The sequence below is a fragment of the Pseudomonas sp. LBUM1656 genome (assembly GCF_059716065.1).
Window position 1 is genome coordinate 2,393,512 of the sequence record NZ_CP166800.1, and the last position, 16,699, is coordinate 2,410,210.

The following is a 16,699-nucleotide window of genomic DNA, read 5'->3' on the forward strand; positions in this document are numbered from 1 at the left end:
TGAAACGAGGCTGCGATCTTTTGATCTTGTCTTTAAAAATCAAAGTCAAAAGATCGCAGCCTCGTTTCACTCGACAGCTCCTACAGGTGTTGGGTTGGAACACAGATTAATAGGGTGCCAGCAAGGGAAAAAGCGGCTATAAAGTGTTTGACTGTCAACCAAGGCGTGACAATGAACCCGTTCGAAGATATGCGTATTTTTTGCCAGGTCATGGACTCCGGCAGCTTCACCTCGGCCGCCGATCAATTAGGCCTGTCCAAGCAGTTCGTCAGCCGTCGCCTGATGCAGCTCGAAGAGCGCCTGGGCGTGCGTTTGCTCAATCGCTCGACGCGGCGGCTGGACGTGACCCCGCTGGGCCAGAGTTATTACGAGTCGGCGTTACGCCTGCTCGGTGAAGTCGAGCAGGTGGAGCAGGGCATCGCCGGTCAGACCACCGAGCCGCGCGGCACCATTCGCGTGAGCGCACCGTTATCGTTTGCTTTGGCGCACCTGGGGTGTCTGCTGCCGTTGTTTTTGCAGCGTTATCGCGATGTGACGGTGGAAGTGGACCTGAGCGATCGTCCGGTGGACTTGCTCAGCGAGGGCTACGACCTGGCGTTGCGCATCGGCATCCTTGAGGACTCGACCCTGATCGCCCGCCGTATCGCCTCCATCCAGCGCGTGTACTGCGCCAGCCCGGCTTACCTGGCCGAGCGCGGCACGCCGCTCAAACCTGAAGATTTGCACAGCCATGACTGTTTGCCGTATGGCCACGGGCGTCAGGTGCAATGGCGTTTTGAAGGGCAGGGCAAACCGCTGACCGTCAACGTCACGGGCAGGATGCGGGTCAACAACGGTGAGTTGCTCAAGGACGCGGCGGTGGCCGGGATGGGGATTACGTATTTGCCGACGTTCATTGTCGGTTCGGCGCTGAAGGAGGGCCGTCTGGTGCCGGTGCTGGACGAGTTTCGTCCGCAACCGCTGACGTTGTCGGCGGTGTATCCGCAGCACCGTCAGAGTTCGCGGCCGGTGCAGGCGTTGATCGAGTTTTTGCGCGAGCGGCTGGATAGGGTTGAGGGTGGGTTGTAGAGCACTGTTTTGTGGTTTGCACTATCCAGTGTGGGAGCGGGCTTGCTCGCGAAAGCGGTGGTTCAGTCGACATCTATGTTGAATGAGCCACCGCTTTCGCGAGCAAGCCCGCTCCCACAGGGGATTTGTGGAGTTTTGAAGGTCAGTGACTGTCAGGTCCGTTTGTCATCGCCTGGCTCGCCACCGACATGCACGCCGTGGTCATCACCGATTTCGCCGGAGCGATGGACGCCGTGGTCATCGCCGATTTCGCCGGAGCGATGGACGCCGTGGTCGTCGCCGATTTCACCAGAACGATGGACGCCGTGATCGTCACCCGGTTCGGAGTGAGTGCCGCTGCGTCCGGAGGAGGATGAGGCGGTGTTGCCGGAATGTCCCGAACTATGGTCGCTGCCGCTGTGACCGCTGCCGCTGTTGCCGCCGCTGCCGTTTCCACTATGACCGCCGCCATTGCCACCGCCGCCACTGCCGCTTCCACCGTGACCACCGCCGTTGCCGCCGCCACCGCTTCCACCGCCACCAGAACCACCGCCGCCGTGACCGCCGCCACCGCCGCCAGAACCACCGCCGCCATGACCTCCGCCACCGCCGCCACCAGAACCACCTCCACCCCCGCCACTACCACCATCCTTGGCCTGGGCACTCGATACCCCGGACAAACTGTCCGGTATCAATACGGTAGACGCCGACAGAACTGCGCCAATAGCAACTGCCAGTAAAAGCTTGTTGATGTGCATGTCGTTCTCCGTCTTCTTATTCAGGTTGGAACGTTGATGAACAATGCAACTTGCTGCTCGATTCATTGGGTGAACACCGCAGCGCGCCGATTAATTCAGTTGCAACGTGGATGAACGATGAACGGTACGACTCGACCCCGTTCCAGCGGGTCAGTGAATACTCGAGGCCAGCTCGAAGATCGGGATGTACATCAGGATCACGATGACCCCGATCAGCAGGCCGATGAAGGTCATGAGCAACGGTTCGAACAGCCGCACGAACCATTCGATCCAGCGGCTGATTTCTTCGTCGTAGAAGTCGGCGCTGCGCTCCATCATCTGGCCGAGGTTGCCGGATTGTTCGCCCGCTCTAAGCAAGCGCAGGGACACCGGAGTCACCAGGTGATTGAGTTCCAGCGCGGCCGACAGCGATTGCCCCTCGCGCACTCGCTCGCACGCCTGGTCGAGGCGCACGCGGGAGGCGGGGGTGAGCAGGCCGCGGACCATGCCCATGGCCGTGACGAGGGGGATGCCGCCCTGCAGCAGGATGCCCAGTGAGCGGTAGAAGCGCGCCAGTTCGTACATGAAGATGCGTTGATGAACCGCCGGCAGTTTTTCGATCACCCGGTCAACGCCCCGGCGAAAGGCCGGTTGGCGCTGGAGGAAGCCGAGGGCGACGACAATCGCTCCCAATGTGCCGAAGAATTCACCCTGGTGGGCGTGCAGGAACATCCCGCAGCTCATCAGCACTTGTGACAGCCACGGCAAATTCGACCCCAACCCTTCGAACACCAGGCTGAAGCGCGGCACCACGTAACCCATCAAGAACAACACCACGCCACCGCCCACCACCAGCAACAGCAGAGGGTAGATCGAAGCGCTGACGATTTTTTGCCGAACCTCGTCCATGCGCTGGCGGTAGCTGACATAGCGGCCCAGGGCATCGCCCACGGCGCCGGTCTTCTCGCTGGACTGCACCAGCGCCACATAGAGCGGAGGGAACACCGCCGACAACTGGGCCAATGCCTGGGAAAACGATTTGCCTTCATAAAGCAGGCGCACCAGTTCGCTCAAGGTTTTACGGGCCTGCGGCGCGTTCTCTTTTTCCGCCAGGCTTTCCAGCGCATCGATCAACGGCAGGCCCGCATTGAGCAAGGTGGTCAGTTCCTGGCTGAACAACACCAGGTTGAAGGTCTCGCGCTGTCGAAGGCGCAACGCGCGCCAGTGCCGTTCGACGTGCAGGCTGACCACCCGCAAGCCCTGGTCTTCGACGATACGCCGGGCTTCGCTGTGGCCGGGCGCCTCGACGGTCATCGAGACCACGCCGGCCTTGCCCACTGCCTTGAGATGAAAGCGCATAGTCGCCACTCCCCGTCATTGCCAGCTGGTGACTTCGGCGTTTTCGCCTTCGCCGCCGGGTTGGCCGTCCTTGCCCATGGACAGCAGATCGTATTCGCCGTTTTCGCCGGGGTAGCGGTAGTTGTAGTTACGGCCCCACGGATCCTGCGGCAGTTTTTTCTGCAAGTAAGGACCGGTCCATTTGGTTTCATCGCTGGGCGCAATGACCAGCGCCTGCAAACCCTGTTCGGTCGACGGGTAATGACCGACCTCCAGACGGTACAGGTCCAGCGCCTTGCCCAGGCCTTCGATTTGCGCCTTGGCCACCTTCACTTCGGAGCGGCCCAGTTGGGCGAAATACTTCGGCGCGACGATGCCGGCCAACAGCCCCAGCACCACTAGTACGACTAAGAGTTCGAGCAGGGTGAACCCGCTTTGGGTACGCGGGGCGGAACGCAAACGCTGATTCATGATGACCTCACACAGTCGGCAGAAGGGTCGCCCTGAAGGCGTATGCAATTGCCATGCTCACCCCCGGACATGCTTCTGTAACCCCTGTATTACGGGCCTTTGCGCTTTCGGCACAGTGCTTGCGTATGGCTTGTTTACTACCGGCCATTGGGGCAATACCCCCATTTTTCGGGGCCGGGCAGGGGAGGCAAAATAATGAAAACACTCACCACAGGACTGCTCGGCTGCTTGCTGCTGACGAGCGTCGCACAGGCCGATGTGTTCGTTTCCGTGGACGCCAAGGGCAGCTACGTGCTGTCCAATGTTCACCGTCCCGGCCGCACCTATGAACGGGTCATTCACGAGCCCCAATCCTCGCTGGTCGGCCTCGATCAGCAGCCCCAGATGATTGCCAGACAGCCTTATGCGGAGCTGGTTTCGGCGGCCGCCACGGCCAACGAATTGCCGGCGGCGTTGTTGCACGCCGTCATCCGCGAAGAGTCCCGCTACAACTCGGATGCGACCTCTCCCAAAGGGGCCGGTGGGCTGATGCAATTGATGCCCGATACCGCGCGGGAAATGGGCGTGAAGAATGTCTATGACCCCAAAGCCAACATCCAGGGCGGCGCCAAATACCTCAAGCGCCTGATGACCTTGTTCGACAACGACATCACCCTCGCCGTGGCCGCCTACAACGCCGGGCCACAAGCGGTGCTGAGCCGTGGCGGGGTGATCCCGCCGTTCGCCGAAACCCAGCGTTATGTGCCCAGTGTCTTACGCCAATACCGCCGCTTGCAGGGCCTGGCCATGGATGCCCCGCTGTGATGGGGGGGATCCCCCATATGTGGGGCAACCCGATCCGTACCACCGACCGAAGACCGCATTCGCCCCGTAGCAGCTGTCGAGCTTGCGAGGCTGCGTTCGGCTCGGGCCGCGTTCGGACGAAGCAGTCGTAATACCTGCGCGCGAAGTTTTCCTGAAACACCGCGTTGCCGGATCTCACGACTGCTTCGTCCGAACGCGGCCCGAGCCGAACGCAGCCTCGCAAGCTCGACAGCTGCTACGGGATTTGAGTTGTTGGGTGGAGGTTGGCATCCACCCGGAAAAGTGGGGAATAAATGGGGTATATCCCCCGAGTTATTAAATCGTTGCTGTAAATGGCTGAAAAATAACTGAATTTTTTATGGCATGCGGATTGCTCAAGGGGATTTGTCGAGAATTATTCCCTGTGAGCACCCACAGCGAGGCCCGTGATCATGACCGGCATACCGTACGCTCCGTCCCTGTTCAAATTTGCGCTGTTGGTGGTGTCGATGTTCGGCATCGAGCTGGCGGAGGCGGCCCTGCGTTGCGAGCGCAATCTGGTGGCGAACGTCGTGGCGCTGGATCAGCCGCTGATGTTCAACCGCCTCGGCGCGCAGAACGTCAACGGCATGATGTTCGCCCTGCGCCGCGACGTGGTCGACGATCATAATGTGTCCCTGGCCCAGGGCGGCGCGGCAGTGCCGGGCAAAGTCTCGCTGCGGCCCGACAAGCGTCCACGCCCCTTGGTGTTGCGTGTGGCTGCCGGCGACTGCCTGACCATCAACCTGCAGAACCTGCTGGCGTATCAGGCCAACCCAGGCAGCCACGAAGACGGGGGAGAGGAAGAGGGCGAGATTGAGGGTGAAGTCGAAATCGGTGCAATAGACGACTGGAAAGTCGATGAGCAGGTCGCTGACCGCCATGTCGGCTTCCAGGTCAACGGCATGCAAGCGGTCAACAGCATCGACGACATCGCCTCGTACACCGGGCGCAACGGCAATTCGCTGGTCGCCCCCGGCGGCACCCGTTCCTACACCTTGTTTGCTGAGCGCGAAGGTGCGTTCGCCGCCAGCAGCCGTGGTGCGACCTTCGGTGGTGAAGGCGATGCGGGCAACGTTGCCAACGGGCTGTTCGGCCAAGTGGTGGTGGTGCCCAAGGGCGGCCGCAGCTACCGCAACACCGTGACCGAAGAAGAGATGCGCCTGGCCAGCGCCGGCCGCACGCCGGCCGGTCAACCGATCGTCGATTACCAGGCGCGTTACCCGCAGCGCGAGCCGTGGATCCGTGAAGGCAAGGCCGGTACGCCGATCATCAACATGGTCGACGGCAATGAAATCATTTCCAGCGAAAGCGACGCGATTGTGATGGGCAGCAACGCCGACGGCAGCTTCCCGCCGTCGACCTATCCGCTGGAATCCGTCGGCAAACGCAACCCGGCGATCCCGAATCGGCTGGAACCGTTCCGCGATTTCGCCTCGCAATTCCAGGATGAAACCGCCGCAACCCAGGCATTCCCCGCGTATTGGGCGGACCCGGTGATGGCCCACGTGCTGGAGCCGACCCGCGATTCGTTCATGATCAACTACGGCTCCGGCGGCATGGGCGCCGAGGTGGTGGCCAACCGGTTGGGCGTCGGGCCGATGCACGATTGCCTGTCCTGCGCCTATGAAGAATTTTTCCTCAGTTCGCACACCGTCGGCGACGTCGCGATGCTGGTGGACGTACCGGCCAACGCCGGCCTGGAAGGCATTCTTCCGGGGCAGGTCCCGCGCGCCGACCAGATCGGCGTCAAGGCGACCATGGCGCTGTATCCGTCCGAGCCATCCAACGTCAACCACAGCTACATCGGTGACTTCATCAAATTTCGCAACACCCACAACGGCCATGAGCAGCACATTTTCCACCTGCACGGCCATCAGTGGCTGTTCAACCCCAACGACGACAACTCCGACTATGTGGATGCCCAAGGCATCGGTCCGGGCGCCGGCTACACCTATGAAATCGCCAACGGCGGTTCGGGTAACCGCAACCGCGTCGCCGGTGATGCGATCTACCACTGCCACTTCTACCCGCACTTTGCCCAAGGCATGTGGAGCATGTGGCGGGTACACGACGTGTTTGAAGAAGGCACCAAACTCGAAGTCTCGCAACAAGGCACCGACGGTTACCACAGCGAGCCCTACGCATTGCGCAGCGGCAAACCGGCGGCGGGCGCCCGGGCCTTGCCCGATGGCGAAATCGTTGCCGGTACACCGATCCCTGCGGTCGTGCCGTTGCCGGGCAAAGCCATGGCGCCGATGCCAGGCAAGGTCGCGGTGGTGCCGAAAATCGGCGAAACCCTGGTTGCCGCTAACGATGACGACGATGACGACGATGATGACGACGGCGAACATCACGGCGGCAGCGGCGGCGCTCAAGCCATCGGTTCCCTGGCCCTGGTGGATCGCAGCGAAGCCAACCGCAATGCCGACGGCAGCCTGAAAAACCCTGGCTATCCGTTCTGGATCGGCGGCATGGAAACGTCGGTCGGCCAACGTCCACCAACCCCACCGCTGGACATGCTCGACGCAGCCAAGGCTCAGTCCTTGAAAACCAGTGGCAACGCCTTGTGGGCCAACCTCGACCCGGCTTCGTCCGGTGGTTGGGACGGCGGCCTGGGGCGTCATTCCCTGGACGGTTTCTCCGCCGGTGGCGTGGCGAACACCATTACCACGTCCCTGGATTTCTCCAAGGAAGTGACCCGCGCCAAACCGATTTACATGCCGGAAGAGGGCACCGAAGTCGAACAGGCGGCCATGGCCTTCCACGCCAAAAAAGACCATCCAAGTTTTGCCGTGCTGCCCGGTAATCAAATCGTGGCGAAGGCCTTCCGCACCAACGGTGCCTTGCCGATTGCCGGCGCGCCGTACTACGAACCGTGCATGGATGACCGGCAAAAACGCCTGACCAGCAGCGCCGGCACCGGCGAGTTTGCCAGCGGCGAACGGGTCGACGGCATGTCTTACACCGGTTCCTCGACGTTCACCGCCGACCGTCCACGGGTTTACAAAGCGGCGAACATCCAGTTCGATGCGGTCTACAACAAGGTCGGCTACCACTTCCCGCAAGCGCGCATCCTGGCGCTGTGGGAAGACGCCTGGCCGGTGATCACCAAGCAGCGTCCGCCAGAGCCTTTGGTGATGCGCATGAACACCTTCGACTGCGTGCAATACCAGCAAACCAACCTGGTGCCGGCCACCTATGAGATGGACGACTATCAGGTGCGCACGCCGACCGACGTGATCGGCCAGCACATTCACCTGCCGAAATGGGACCTGACGGCGGCCGACGGTTCGGCCAACGGCTGGAACTACGAAGACGGCGTGCTTTCCCCGGGGGCCGTGCAAGAACGCATCCACGCCATTCGCGAGTTCAACCAATGCGAAGGCACCGACCCACGGGACGGCACCCCGGCCTGTCCGAAAGCCAAAAATCACCCGTACTTCGGTCAATTTGGCCGGGCCGACTGGGTGGGTGCGCGCACCGCGATGCAGCGCTGGTTTGTCGATCCGGTGGTGAACGCCAAAGGTGTCGACCGTGGCCTGGGGACCATTTTCACCCACGACCACCTCGGCCCATCGACTCACCAACAGATTGGTCTGTACGCCACCGTGCTGGCTGAACCGGCCGGTTCCACCTGGTTCCACGCTGAAACCGGCGAGCCGCTGTACAGCGGCGCGCGCCAGGACGGCGGGCCGACGTCGTGGCAAGCGGTGATCTCGACCGGTGACATCGACGGCGACGGCAAGAACGACAGCTTCCGTGAGTTCTTCCTCGAGTACAGCGACTTCCAGCACGCCTATGAAGCCGGTGTGTATGTGGGCGCCGGTCCTAACGGCGTGCCTAATCCGCAAGCCTTCCCGGCCACCGCGGACAGCTTCCGCTACGCGATCAATCCGCCGGTGCGCAACAACGCCAGCACCTTGCTCGACGGCATCATCGAAGTGCAGGGCGGCATGGTGCCGGGTTGTCCGACTCGGCCATGCCCACAGGCGATCTCGGTCGATGACCCCGGCATGTTCGTGGTCAACTACCGCAACGAACCGCTGGCCCTGCGGGTGTACGACCCGAACAAGGTCGGCCCGGACGGCAAGCGCGGCATGCAGGCCGACGGCCTCGGCGGCGACCTGGCGTACGCCATGCAAAGCCGCACCGACCGCGCCATCCCGGCGATGAACCTGGCGCCTAACCTCGTCACCGCGGCCACCGGCCCAACCGGCGGCACCACCCTGTTCCCGCCACACGTCAACCGTGGTGGTGCGGAACCGGGTGACCCGTTCACCCCGATGTTGCGCACCTACACCGGTGACAACGTGCGGCTGCGGGTGCATGCCGGCGGTCACGAAGAAGAGCACAACGTGACCCTGCACGGCGTGAAATGGCTGCAAAGCGGTTCCGGCTTCGGCAACAGCTCCAACTCCGGCTGGCGCGCGTCGCAGATGGTCGGTATCTCCGAACAGATGGGCTTCAATGCGCCGGTCTCGATGCTCTCCAGTTCGGCGGCGACCACGGGGGACTACCTGTACTCGATGGACGCTTCGATTGAAGGTTACTGGAACGGTATCTGGGGCGTGATGCGCAACTACACGGCCCAGCGCAGCGATCTGTTCGCCGTGCCGAACAACCCTAAACCAGCGGGCATGCGCAATACCGTGGCATTCGATGGTTCCTGCCCTCGGATCAGCGCTAACCCCAATGGCATCGGCACCCGGCCGACCGTGCAACGCAACTATGAAGTGGTTGCGGCGCTGGCCAACGACATCCTGCGCAATCCGTTGAACCTGACCATCGGCGATCCGGCCGGCATCGGGCAACACGTGGGCGGGCCGTTGAATCCGGCGGGTGGCACCCTGGTGTTCAACTCGCGTCCGGTGAATATCCCGCAGGTCACCGTGGTCGATCCTGAAGATGGCGAAACCATCACCGTCGGTGGTCAAAGCGGCCCGTTGCACGATCCGACTGCGATCCTGTACGTGCGCAAATCCGACCTCGATCCGGTCACCGGCAAAATGAAACCAGGTGTACCGGTGGAGCCGCTGGTATTGCGCGCAGCGGCGGGTGACTGCATCAACGTCACCCTGGAAAACCGCTTGCCTGTGATCATGCCCGACCTGACCCAGACGGCCGTGATGCAAGGGCTGGTCAAGCGTGATCGCAACAATGGCCAGGGCTCGACCATCTTCACCAACAACCTGATGCGGCCGTCGAGCCACGTGGGTCTGCACGCGCAACTGCTGGCGTACGACATCACCAAATCCGATGGCACCAACGTCGGCGCCAACCCGATCCAGACCGTGCCACCACGCATCGGCAACAGCGGCGCGTACCCGACCCGTACTTATCAGTACTACGCCGGGCACCTGGAACGTGAAGGTAAACCGGTCACGCAACTGGGCCGCAGTGTCGACAACATCAACGCCACGGCGGTGGAGTTCGGCGGACTGAATATCACCCCGGCGGACCTCATCAAACAACCGCAGAAAGGCTTGGGTGGGGCGATGACGATCCTGCCGGTGGGCGCAACCTGGGTTGAGGATGCGCGTAAAACCAACGCAACGGTCACGGCGCCAGGGCAGACCACTTACCGCGACTTTGCGATGGTCTGGCAGAAAGCGCTGAACATCCGCTGGGCCAATGGTCGGCCGGTGGAAGGCATTGCCGCCGAAGGGTTCGGTGTACCGACCGATCCACAGGACAACTCGAGCATGGCCATCAACTACAAGGCCGAGCCGATCTGGTTCCGCTTCGGGTTGGCGCCGGACGCGCCGTTCGGGCACGCCGACGGTGCCGGTTACGGTGACGTGCCTAACGCGCATATGGCGTATAGCAATGCGCTGATCGGGGGCGATCCTCAGACACCGGTGCTGTATGTGAAACCGGGGCAACCGTTCCGCACCCACATCATGATGCCGAGCGGTGGCAGTCGCGGCACGACCTTCCAACTGGACGGTCACGTCTGGTCGGTCAACCCGTTCCAGTCGGAGAAGAGCGATACCGGTGGTTATCCGATGTCCACGCCAGGGGTGGGGTCGGTGCGGTTTGGCTACAACCCGATGTCGATGTACATCGGCGCTCGTGAAAGCATCCTGCCGGCGGCGCACTTCAGCTTCATGCACCCGAGCGCCGGGGGCAGCAACGCGATACCGGGCGATTACCTGTACCGCGACTACGGTGCCTACGGCAACACCGCCGGGCTTTGGGGGTTGCTGCGGGTGACCAACGAACCTGAGCCGGCACCGGCACCGTAGGACTGGAAGCGAGCGCAACACCTGTGGGAGCGAGCTTGCTCGCGATGAATTCACCTCGGTTTCTGCGGTGAGGCGAATGAAGCCATCGCGAGCAAGCCCGCTCCCACAAGGGACAAGGCAGGCACAGATCTGTAAGGGGAGAGTGTTATGAACAGGACTATCGGATTCGCCGTTTGCGTGCTGGCCGTCGGGGTCGCGCTGATCAGCTTCGGCGTCTGGCGCACCGCGCCGCCCAACCTGCTGAGCCAGGTCGCTCTACCGGACACCTGGAGCAGTCAGAACCTCTCCCGTGACGGGGTTTCGGTGGCGCTTGAGGTCAAGCCACTTTCCGCGGACGGCGTGTTGCGTGAAGGCGAGTTTGCCGACGTGCAGTTCCGCGTCAGCGACAGTGCCTCGGGACAGCCATTGTCTGGCGTCAATCCTGGTGCCTGGCTCGATCCGGAAACTGTCGCTGCCGACAAGGCCCAGGGCCGCGAGCAGAGCTGCAAAGCCAGGGTCGGAGTCTTCCTGAAATCCAGCATCGGCGCACGGCCGATGCTCGATCTGAACAGCTACTTCCTGCTGGTGATGAACCGCGACGCCAGCGTCTCGGTGGTCGATCCGTCGGTGTCAGTGGGCGGTATCACCAGCACCATGGCGCGCATCGACATCAAAAAACCGCCGATGGACTGGACCACGCCCAAGGACAACAAACGGGTGTTCGTCTCCATGCCGACCGCCGATGAAGTGGCGGTGATCGACAGCGAGCAGTTCAAAATGATCGACTCGGTCGCCGCCGGCAGCAACCCGGTGCGCGTGGCCTTGCAGCCGGACGAGCGCCTGCTGTGGGTCGGCAACAATGCCAAAACCGCCGAGCAGTCCGGGGTCACGGTGATCGACACCCGCAGCCTCAAGCCGCTTAAACACCTGGCCACTGGCGCCGGGCACCACGAAATCACCTTCAGCAAAGACAGCCGTTTTGCCTTTGTCAGCAACCGCGATGACGGCACGCTGAGCATCATCGACATCGCCAGCCTGACCATCAGCAAACAACTGAAGACCGGCTCGCACCCGCTCTCGGTCGCGTACTCACCACTGTCCCAGGCGGTGTATGTCGCCGACGGCAAGGACGGCACTGTGACCGTGGTCGATACCGCCAGCCTCGCGGTTCGGCGGGTGATCAAGATGAAGCAGGGCCTGGGCCCGATGGGGTTCAGCGCGGACGGGCGTTTCGGCATCGCCCTCAACACCCTGGAAAACCAGGCGGCGGTGATCGACGCGGCCACCGATTCGATGATCCATGAACTGGACGTGTCCGCCGAACCCTACCAAGTGGTGTTCACCAAGGCCTACGCCTACATCCGCGGGCTGGCGTCGGCCAAGGTCACCATGATCAATCTCTCGTCGTTGGGCGCAGGCCGCACGCCAATCAGCCAGGGCTTCGAAGCCGGGCCTCAGGCGCCACGGCTGGCCGGTGATTTGCCGTTGGCCTCAAGCCTGGCGGTGTCGCGGGACGACAACGCGGTGTTCGTGGTCAACCCGGTGGACAACACCACTTACTTCTACGCCGAAGGCATGAACGCACCGATGTCCGGCTACCCCAATCGCGGGCAGGTGGCCCGCGCGGCCATGGTCATCGACCGCAGCCTGCGCGAGATCGAGCCCGGGCTCTACAGTTCGCGGATCAAGCTTCCAGTCGCCGGGCGTTTCGACGTGGCGTTCCTGCTCAACCAACCGAACATCATCCATTGCTTCACGGCGCTGGTTGAGCCTGACAAGAACCTCGCAAAACTCCCAGGCGTGCCAAAAGTCGAGTTCATGCTCGACACATCCACCGCCGCCCTCGGCAGCCCTTACACCGTGCGGTTTCGCATCGTCCAGGGCCAGCAGAAGGCACAGCGCAGCGGGGTCAAGGACGTTCAGGTGCGCTACTTCCGCGCCCCGACTTCCCGGGCCCAACACGTCGCCGCCCTTGAAGTGGGCAACGGCATCTACGAAGCCCCGGTGACCCTCGACCAGAACGGCGCCTGGTACCTGCACGTTCGCGCGGCGTCCCTTGGCGCGAGTTTCGATGACAAGACCTTTGCCAGCGTTCGGGTGTTGCCCGGCGATGCCCACTGAAGAGGAAACCGACATGAATCGATTCGCACACCGTGGACTGCTGACGCTCTGCCTGTTGGCCGTCGGCATCGGCCAGGCCCTGGCGCACTCGGCGGATGAACACGCCGGGCACGACATGCCGGCCAAAAGCGCCAGTTCGGAGAGCGCCCAGGTCAAATTCGCCGACGTCGCGCTGGTGGACCAGAACGGCAAACCGGTGCGACTCGAGAAGGATCTGGTGACCAACAAGATCGTGGTCATGAGTTTCATCTACACCAGTTGCACCACGGTGTGCCCGGTGGTGTCCTCGATCATGGGCAAGGTGCAGAAGCAACTCGGCGCCCGGGTCGGCGAAGAAGTGCAACTGGTGTCGATCAGCATTGACCCGCAGCGCGATGACGCCAAGCGCCTCAACGACTACGCCCGCAGCTTCCAGAAGGGGCCGGGCTGGAGCTGGCTGACCGGCAGCTCGCAATCGATCAACGAAACCCTCAAGGGCCTCGGCTCTTTCAGCGGTGACTTCAAAAGCCATCAGCCGCTGATCCTCGTCGGTGACGGCAACAGCCGCCACTGGACGCGTTATTACGGATTTACCGACCCGGCGGTGCTCACACGTGAAGTCGAGAAACTCAGCGGCCAGCGCCAAGCCCACGCCAAACACACTGCCATTGCCATGGAGCATCAGCCATGAAAGCCCTCGCATTGATCTTCCTGACGATGTGTTTTTGCGTGATCAGTTTTATGGCGTTTTCCCACGAAGGACACCAGGAGCCGGCACCGGCGGTGGCCGCCGCCGAGCAACCGGCCAGTGGGACCCGGGACGCGAAAACCTGGTTCACCGACACGCCGTTACAGGACCAGAACGGCAACACGCTGCGCTTCTACAGTGATGCGCTGCAAAACCGCGTGGTGCTGCTGAACGTGATTTTCACCAGTTGCAACGATGCCTGCCCGCTAATCACCCAGAAACTCAAGGAAGTTCGCGAGGTACTGGGCGACAAGGCCGACGGCATCACCTTTATCTCCCTTACCAGTGATCCGCTGCGCGATACGCCGGCGGTACTCAAGGCTTACACCTTGAAGCAGGGCGTCGATGGCCCCCACTGGCTTTTTCTCACCGGCGACAAGGCACAAATGGACCTTGTACTGGGGCGCATCGGCCAGATTGTGCCGACCCCCGAGCAGCACTCGACGCAGCTGATTGTCGGTGACGTGGCCAACAAGCGCTGGAGCAAAATCCGTCCCGATGCACCGGCCGCCGCCATTGCCCAGCGCTTGCAGTTGCTGACAATGCCCGTGGCCGGTCGTTGAGCGGCCGCCATGAAAACCGCCCTCGTCCTCAGCCTGCTACTGCTTGGCGGCGTCAGCCTCTGCGCCAATGCGTTGCCGCTGACCCCCAGCGAAAACGCCGGTAAACGGCTGTATCGCGAGGGCGTGTCCGGGAGCGGTGAGCCGATCATGGCGCGGGTGGGCGCGGCGGACATGCTGCTGCCGGCCACCAGCCTTCCCTGCGCCAATTGCCATGGCGCCGATGCCCAGGGACGACCCGAAGGCGGGGTACGGCCTCCAGACATCAGCTGGTTGCGCCTCTCCAGCAGCTACGGTCAGCAACAGGTCAACGGCCGCAATTACCCGGCCTACACCGAGGGCTCACTGGCCCGGGCGATCCAGGAAGGGCGTGATTCGGCGAACAATCGACTGGACCCGGCGATGCCACGGTTCGTGCTGTCGATGAATGACCAGCGCAACCTCACGGCCTACCTCAAGCGCGTGGCCGAAGACCGCGATCCGGGGTTGACCGCCGACAGCCTGCACCTGGGCACCTTGTTGCCGCGACAGGGACCGCTGAGTACGGAGGGCGCGACGGTGGCGGCGGTGCTCAAGGGCAGCGTGGCGCGGATCAACCAGGCGGGCGGGATTCATGGCCGGCAACTGCGCCTGACCATCCTCGACCCGGGCCCGGACCGCGCCAGTGCCGAACAGGCGCTGGACCGCTTGATCGAACAGGAGCAGGTGTTCGCCCTGATCGCGCCGCTGGCACCCGCGCTCGACACCGAACTGGTCACGCGACTGGAACGCGCCGGCATTCCGCTGATCGGGCCGCTCTCACTGCAGGGCATGGCCCCGGCCAGTCGGCAGATTTTCGAACCGCTGTCCGGGCTCCGCGAGCAACTGATCGCCCTGGCCGACTACGGCGCCGCCAGTCTGCGGGTGCTCCAGGGGCCGACGCTGATCGCCTACTCGGATGAACCGAGCCAACGGCTGGCGGCGCAGACCCTCGGCCAGTACCTGCAAGATCACGCCTGGCAGCAAGTGCGGCTGCAGGCCTACACCTCGGCGCAGGACGAGTTGCCGCTGGGCGCGCGATCGGTGTTTTACCTGGGCAGCGGCGGCGGATTCAGTCGCCTCGCCGAGCGCTTGCAAACGGCGGGGCAGGTGCCCTACCTGTTCGCCGCATCGAATCAGGTGGCCGGTGACCTGTTTCAAGTGCCCAGTGATTTTTCCCGGCGGGTGTTTCTGGCGTATCCGTTCGTGCCCAGTGACTGGACGCTGGCCGGACGCCTGGCCCTGACGCAATTACGCGAGCACCAGGGGCTGGGCGGTGAGCACGCGGTGCTGCAAGTCGGCGCCTACAGCTCGATGCTGCTGCTAAGCGAAGGCATGAAGCAGGCCGGGCGCGACGCCAGCCGCGAGAAGCTCATCAGCGCCCTGGAAGGCTTGCACGATTTCGACACCGGGCTGACCCCGCTGCTCAGCTTCGGTCCCGGCCGCCGACTCGGCTTGAGCGGTGCCCACATCGTCACCGTAGATTTGCCCGACCAGCGCTTCTATCTGGTCGCACCGTACAAGCCCATTGCCGCGACACCCTGACGGGAGGCCTGATGATGAAACTCAACACGCTGCTGATCCTTCTGACGCTGTGGGGCCCCATTGTGCTCGCCAGCAATGGCCCGGCTGCCGCGCGCGTCAACGGCGAGGTCATTTCCGAATTTCGTCTGGAACGTTATTTCGCCGAGTATCTGGAGGACCAGGGCCGGGCGGTGGGCAGCATTCGCAACCCCACGGCGTACAAACAATTGCGCCAGAAAGCCCTGGACGCCCTGATCGACAAAGAGTTGCTGTGGCAGGAGTCGCGCAAGCGCGGGGTGGTGATCAGCGATGAAGTGGTGCAAAGCCAGGTCGAGCAGACGCGGCAAGCGATCGGTGGCGCCGAGGTGTTCGCCCGTCGCCTCGAAGACGCCGGTTTCGACGAAGCCACTTATATCGAATACACGCGCCGTGAACTCGCGGCACAAAAGGTGTTTGCCGAGCTGGTCCAGGCGGCTGAGCCTGACGAAAAACAGGTCCGCGCGTTCTACGAGGAGCATCGCGCCGAAATGAGCACGCCGGAGCAAATCCAGGCGCGGCACATCCTGGTCAAAGTGCCTCAGGGCGCCGATGCCACCACAGTTGAAGCAGCCCGGCTACGCTTAGAGGAGATGCGGGTGAAAATCAGCCAGGGCGAGGACTTTGCCAGCGTTGCCCGGGCCGGCTCCGAAGATGCTTCCGCCACCGAAGGCGGGGATCTGGGCTATTTTCCTCGTGGGCGCATGATGCCGGAATTCGAAGCTGCGGCATTTGCTCTGGCGCCGGGGGCGGTCAGCGCGCCGGTGCGCACGCCATTGGGCTGGCATTTGATTTACTTGCAGAACCACCAGGAGGCAGCCGATGTCTCAGAATCTCAGGGGCTTGAAATGGTTCGGGCTTACCTTGCCCGACAGCAAAAGGATCAGGCTCGTCTACAGGTTCTGGCGCAGCTGCGATCCAGCAATCGTATCGAACGGATTGACGATGATTGAAGCGTCCCCCCCCCCAAATGTGGGGAAAGCTTCAGGGCAAATTCGAGCGCTTCCCCGCCTTTGGGGGACGGGGTTCCTGAACGAAAAGATTTTTTCATGAAAATCATAGAGATGAAGC

Annotated in this window: 11 protein-coding genes; 8 read left to right on the forward strand and 3 right to left on the reverse strand. The window is 62.7% G+C overall.

The genetic code is table 11. The features are described from left to right. The first annotated feature begins 171 nt into the window (after positions 1-171). Positions 172-1,068, forward strand: coding sequence for a LysR family transcriptional regulator (locus ACA072_RS10845; protein ID WP_461958234.1), 897 nt, complete (start codon positions 172-174; stop codon positions 1,066-1,068). Between the two features lie 152 nt (positions 1,069-1,220). Here ACA072_RS10845 and ACA072_RS10850 read toward each other — a convergent pair whose 3' ends face one another. The 3 genes from ACA072_RS10850 to gspG all read right to left on the reverse strand — a co-directional run bounded on the left by ACA072_RS10850 (position 1,221) and on the right by gspG (position 3,593). After that, positions 1,221-1,805 (reverse strand): hypothetical protein, encoded by a 585-nt coding sequence (locus ACA072_RS10850; protein ID WP_497624285.1) that lies wholly within the window; start codon positions 1,803-1,805, stop codon positions 1,221-1,223. A 150-nt stretch (positions 1,806-1,955) separates the two neighbouring features. Then, entirely contained in the window at positions 1,956-3,143 is a 1,188-nt protein-coding gene (locus ACA072_RS10855; RefSeq protein ID WP_497624286.1) for a type II secretion system F family protein, read from the reverse strand. A 15-nt stretch (positions 3,144-3,158) separates the two neighbouring features. Beyond that, positions 3,159-3,593, reverse strand: a complete 435-nt coding sequence (gene gspG / locus ACA072_RS10860; RefSeq protein ID WP_462026603.1) for a type II secretion system major pseudopilin GspG — start codon at positions 3,591-3,593, stop codon at positions 3,159-3,161. A 195-nt stretch (positions 3,594-3,788) separates the two neighbouring features. Between gspG and ACA072_RS10865 the strand changes: the two genes are divergently transcribed. The 7 genes from ACA072_RS10865 to ACA072_RS10895 all read left to right on the forward strand — a co-directional run bounded on the left by ACA072_RS10865 (position 3,789) and on the right by ACA072_RS10895 (position 16,581). Next, a complete protein-coding gene (locus tag ACA072_RS10865; protein ID WP_131059650.1) occupies positions 3,789-4,397 on the forward strand; it encodes a lytic transglycosylase domain-containing protein in 609 nt (202 codons plus the stop codon). 431 nt (positions 4,398-4,828) lie between these two features. Further along, positions 4,829-10,663, forward strand: a complete 5,835-nt coding sequence (mnxG, locus tag ACA072_RS10870; protein ID WP_497624287.1) for a manganese-oxidizing multicopper oxidase MnxG — start codon at positions 4,829-4,831, stop codon at positions 10,661-10,663. A gap of 147 nt (positions 10,664-10,810) precedes the next feature. Further along, a complete protein-coding gene (locus tag ACA072_RS10875; RefSeq protein ID WP_497624288.1) occupies positions 10,811-12,763 on the forward strand; it encodes a YncE family protein in 1,953 nt (650 codons plus the stop codon). A 13-nt stretch (positions 12,764-12,776) separates the two neighbouring features. Then, the gene (locus ACA072_RS10880; protein WP_497624289.1) at positions 12,777-13,433 is read left to right on the forward strand and encodes an SCO family protein; all 657 of its coding nucleotides are present in this window, start codon (positions 12,777-12,779) and stop codon (positions 13,431-13,433) included. Next, on the forward strand, positions 13,430-14,053 hold the full coding sequence (locus tag ACA072_RS10885) for an SCO family protein (protein ID WP_497624290.1): 624 nt from the start codon (positions 13,430-13,432) through the stop codon (positions 14,051-14,053). Before ACA072_RS10880 ends, ACA072_RS10885 begins: the two co-directional genes overlap by 4 nt. Before the next feature lie 9 nt (positions 14,054-14,062). Further along, positions 14,063-15,613, forward strand: a complete 1,551-nt coding sequence (locus tag ACA072_RS10890; protein WP_497624291.1) for a cytochrome c/ABC transporter substrate-binding protein — start codon at positions 14,063-14,065, stop codon at positions 15,611-15,613. 14 nt (positions 15,614-15,627) lie between these two features. Then, entirely contained in the window at positions 15,628-16,581 is a 954-nt protein-coding gene (locus ACA072_RS10895; protein WP_497624967.1) for a peptidylprolyl isomerase, read from the forward strand. Positions 16,582-16,699: the final 118 nt, after the last annotated feature.

Bases quoted from the DNA above. Each gene is read 5' to 3' on its own strand.
- ACA072_RS10845 (WP_461958234.1), top strand. From the start codon at position 172: ATGAACCCGTTCGAAGATATGCGTATTTTTTGCCAGGTCATGGACTCC.
- ACA072_RS10850 (WP_497624285.1), bottom strand. From the start codon at position 1,805: ATGCACATCAACAAGCTTTTACTGGCAGTTGCTATTGGCGCAGTTCTG.
- ACA072_RS10855 (WP_497624286.1), bottom strand. From the start codon at position 3,143: ATGCGCTTTCATCTCAAGGCAGTGGGCAAGGCCGGCGTGGTCTCGATG.
- gspG (WP_462026603.1), bottom strand. From the start codon at position 3,593: ATGAATCAGCGTTTGCGTTCCGCCCCGCGTACCCAAAGCGGGTTCACC.
- ACA072_RS10865 (WP_131059650.1), top strand. From the start codon at position 3,789: ATGAAAACACTCACCACAGGACTGCTCGGCTGCTTGCTGCTGACGAGC.
- mnxG (WP_497624287.1), top strand. From the start codon at position 4,829: ATGACCGGCATACCGTACGCTCCGTCCCTGTTCAAATTTGCGCTGTTG.
- ACA072_RS10875 (WP_497624288.1), top strand. From the start codon at position 10,811: ATGAACAGGACTATCGGATTCGCCGTTTGCGTGCTGGCCGTCGGGGTC.
- ACA072_RS10880 (WP_497624289.1), top strand. From the start codon at position 12,777: ATGAATCGATTCGCACACCGTGGACTGCTGACGCTCTGCCTGTTGGCC.
- ACA072_RS10885 (WP_497624290.1), top strand. From the start codon at position 13,430: ATGAAAGCCCTCGCATTGATCTTCCTGACGATGTGTTTTTGCGTGATC.
- ACA072_RS10890 (WP_497624291.1), top strand. From the start codon at position 14,063: ATGAAAACCGCCCTCGTCCTCAGCCTGCTACTGCTTGGCGGCGTCAGC.
- ACA072_RS10895 (WP_497624967.1), top strand. From the start codon at position 15,628: ATGAAACTCAACACGCTGCTGATCCTTCTGACGCTGTGGGGCCCCATT.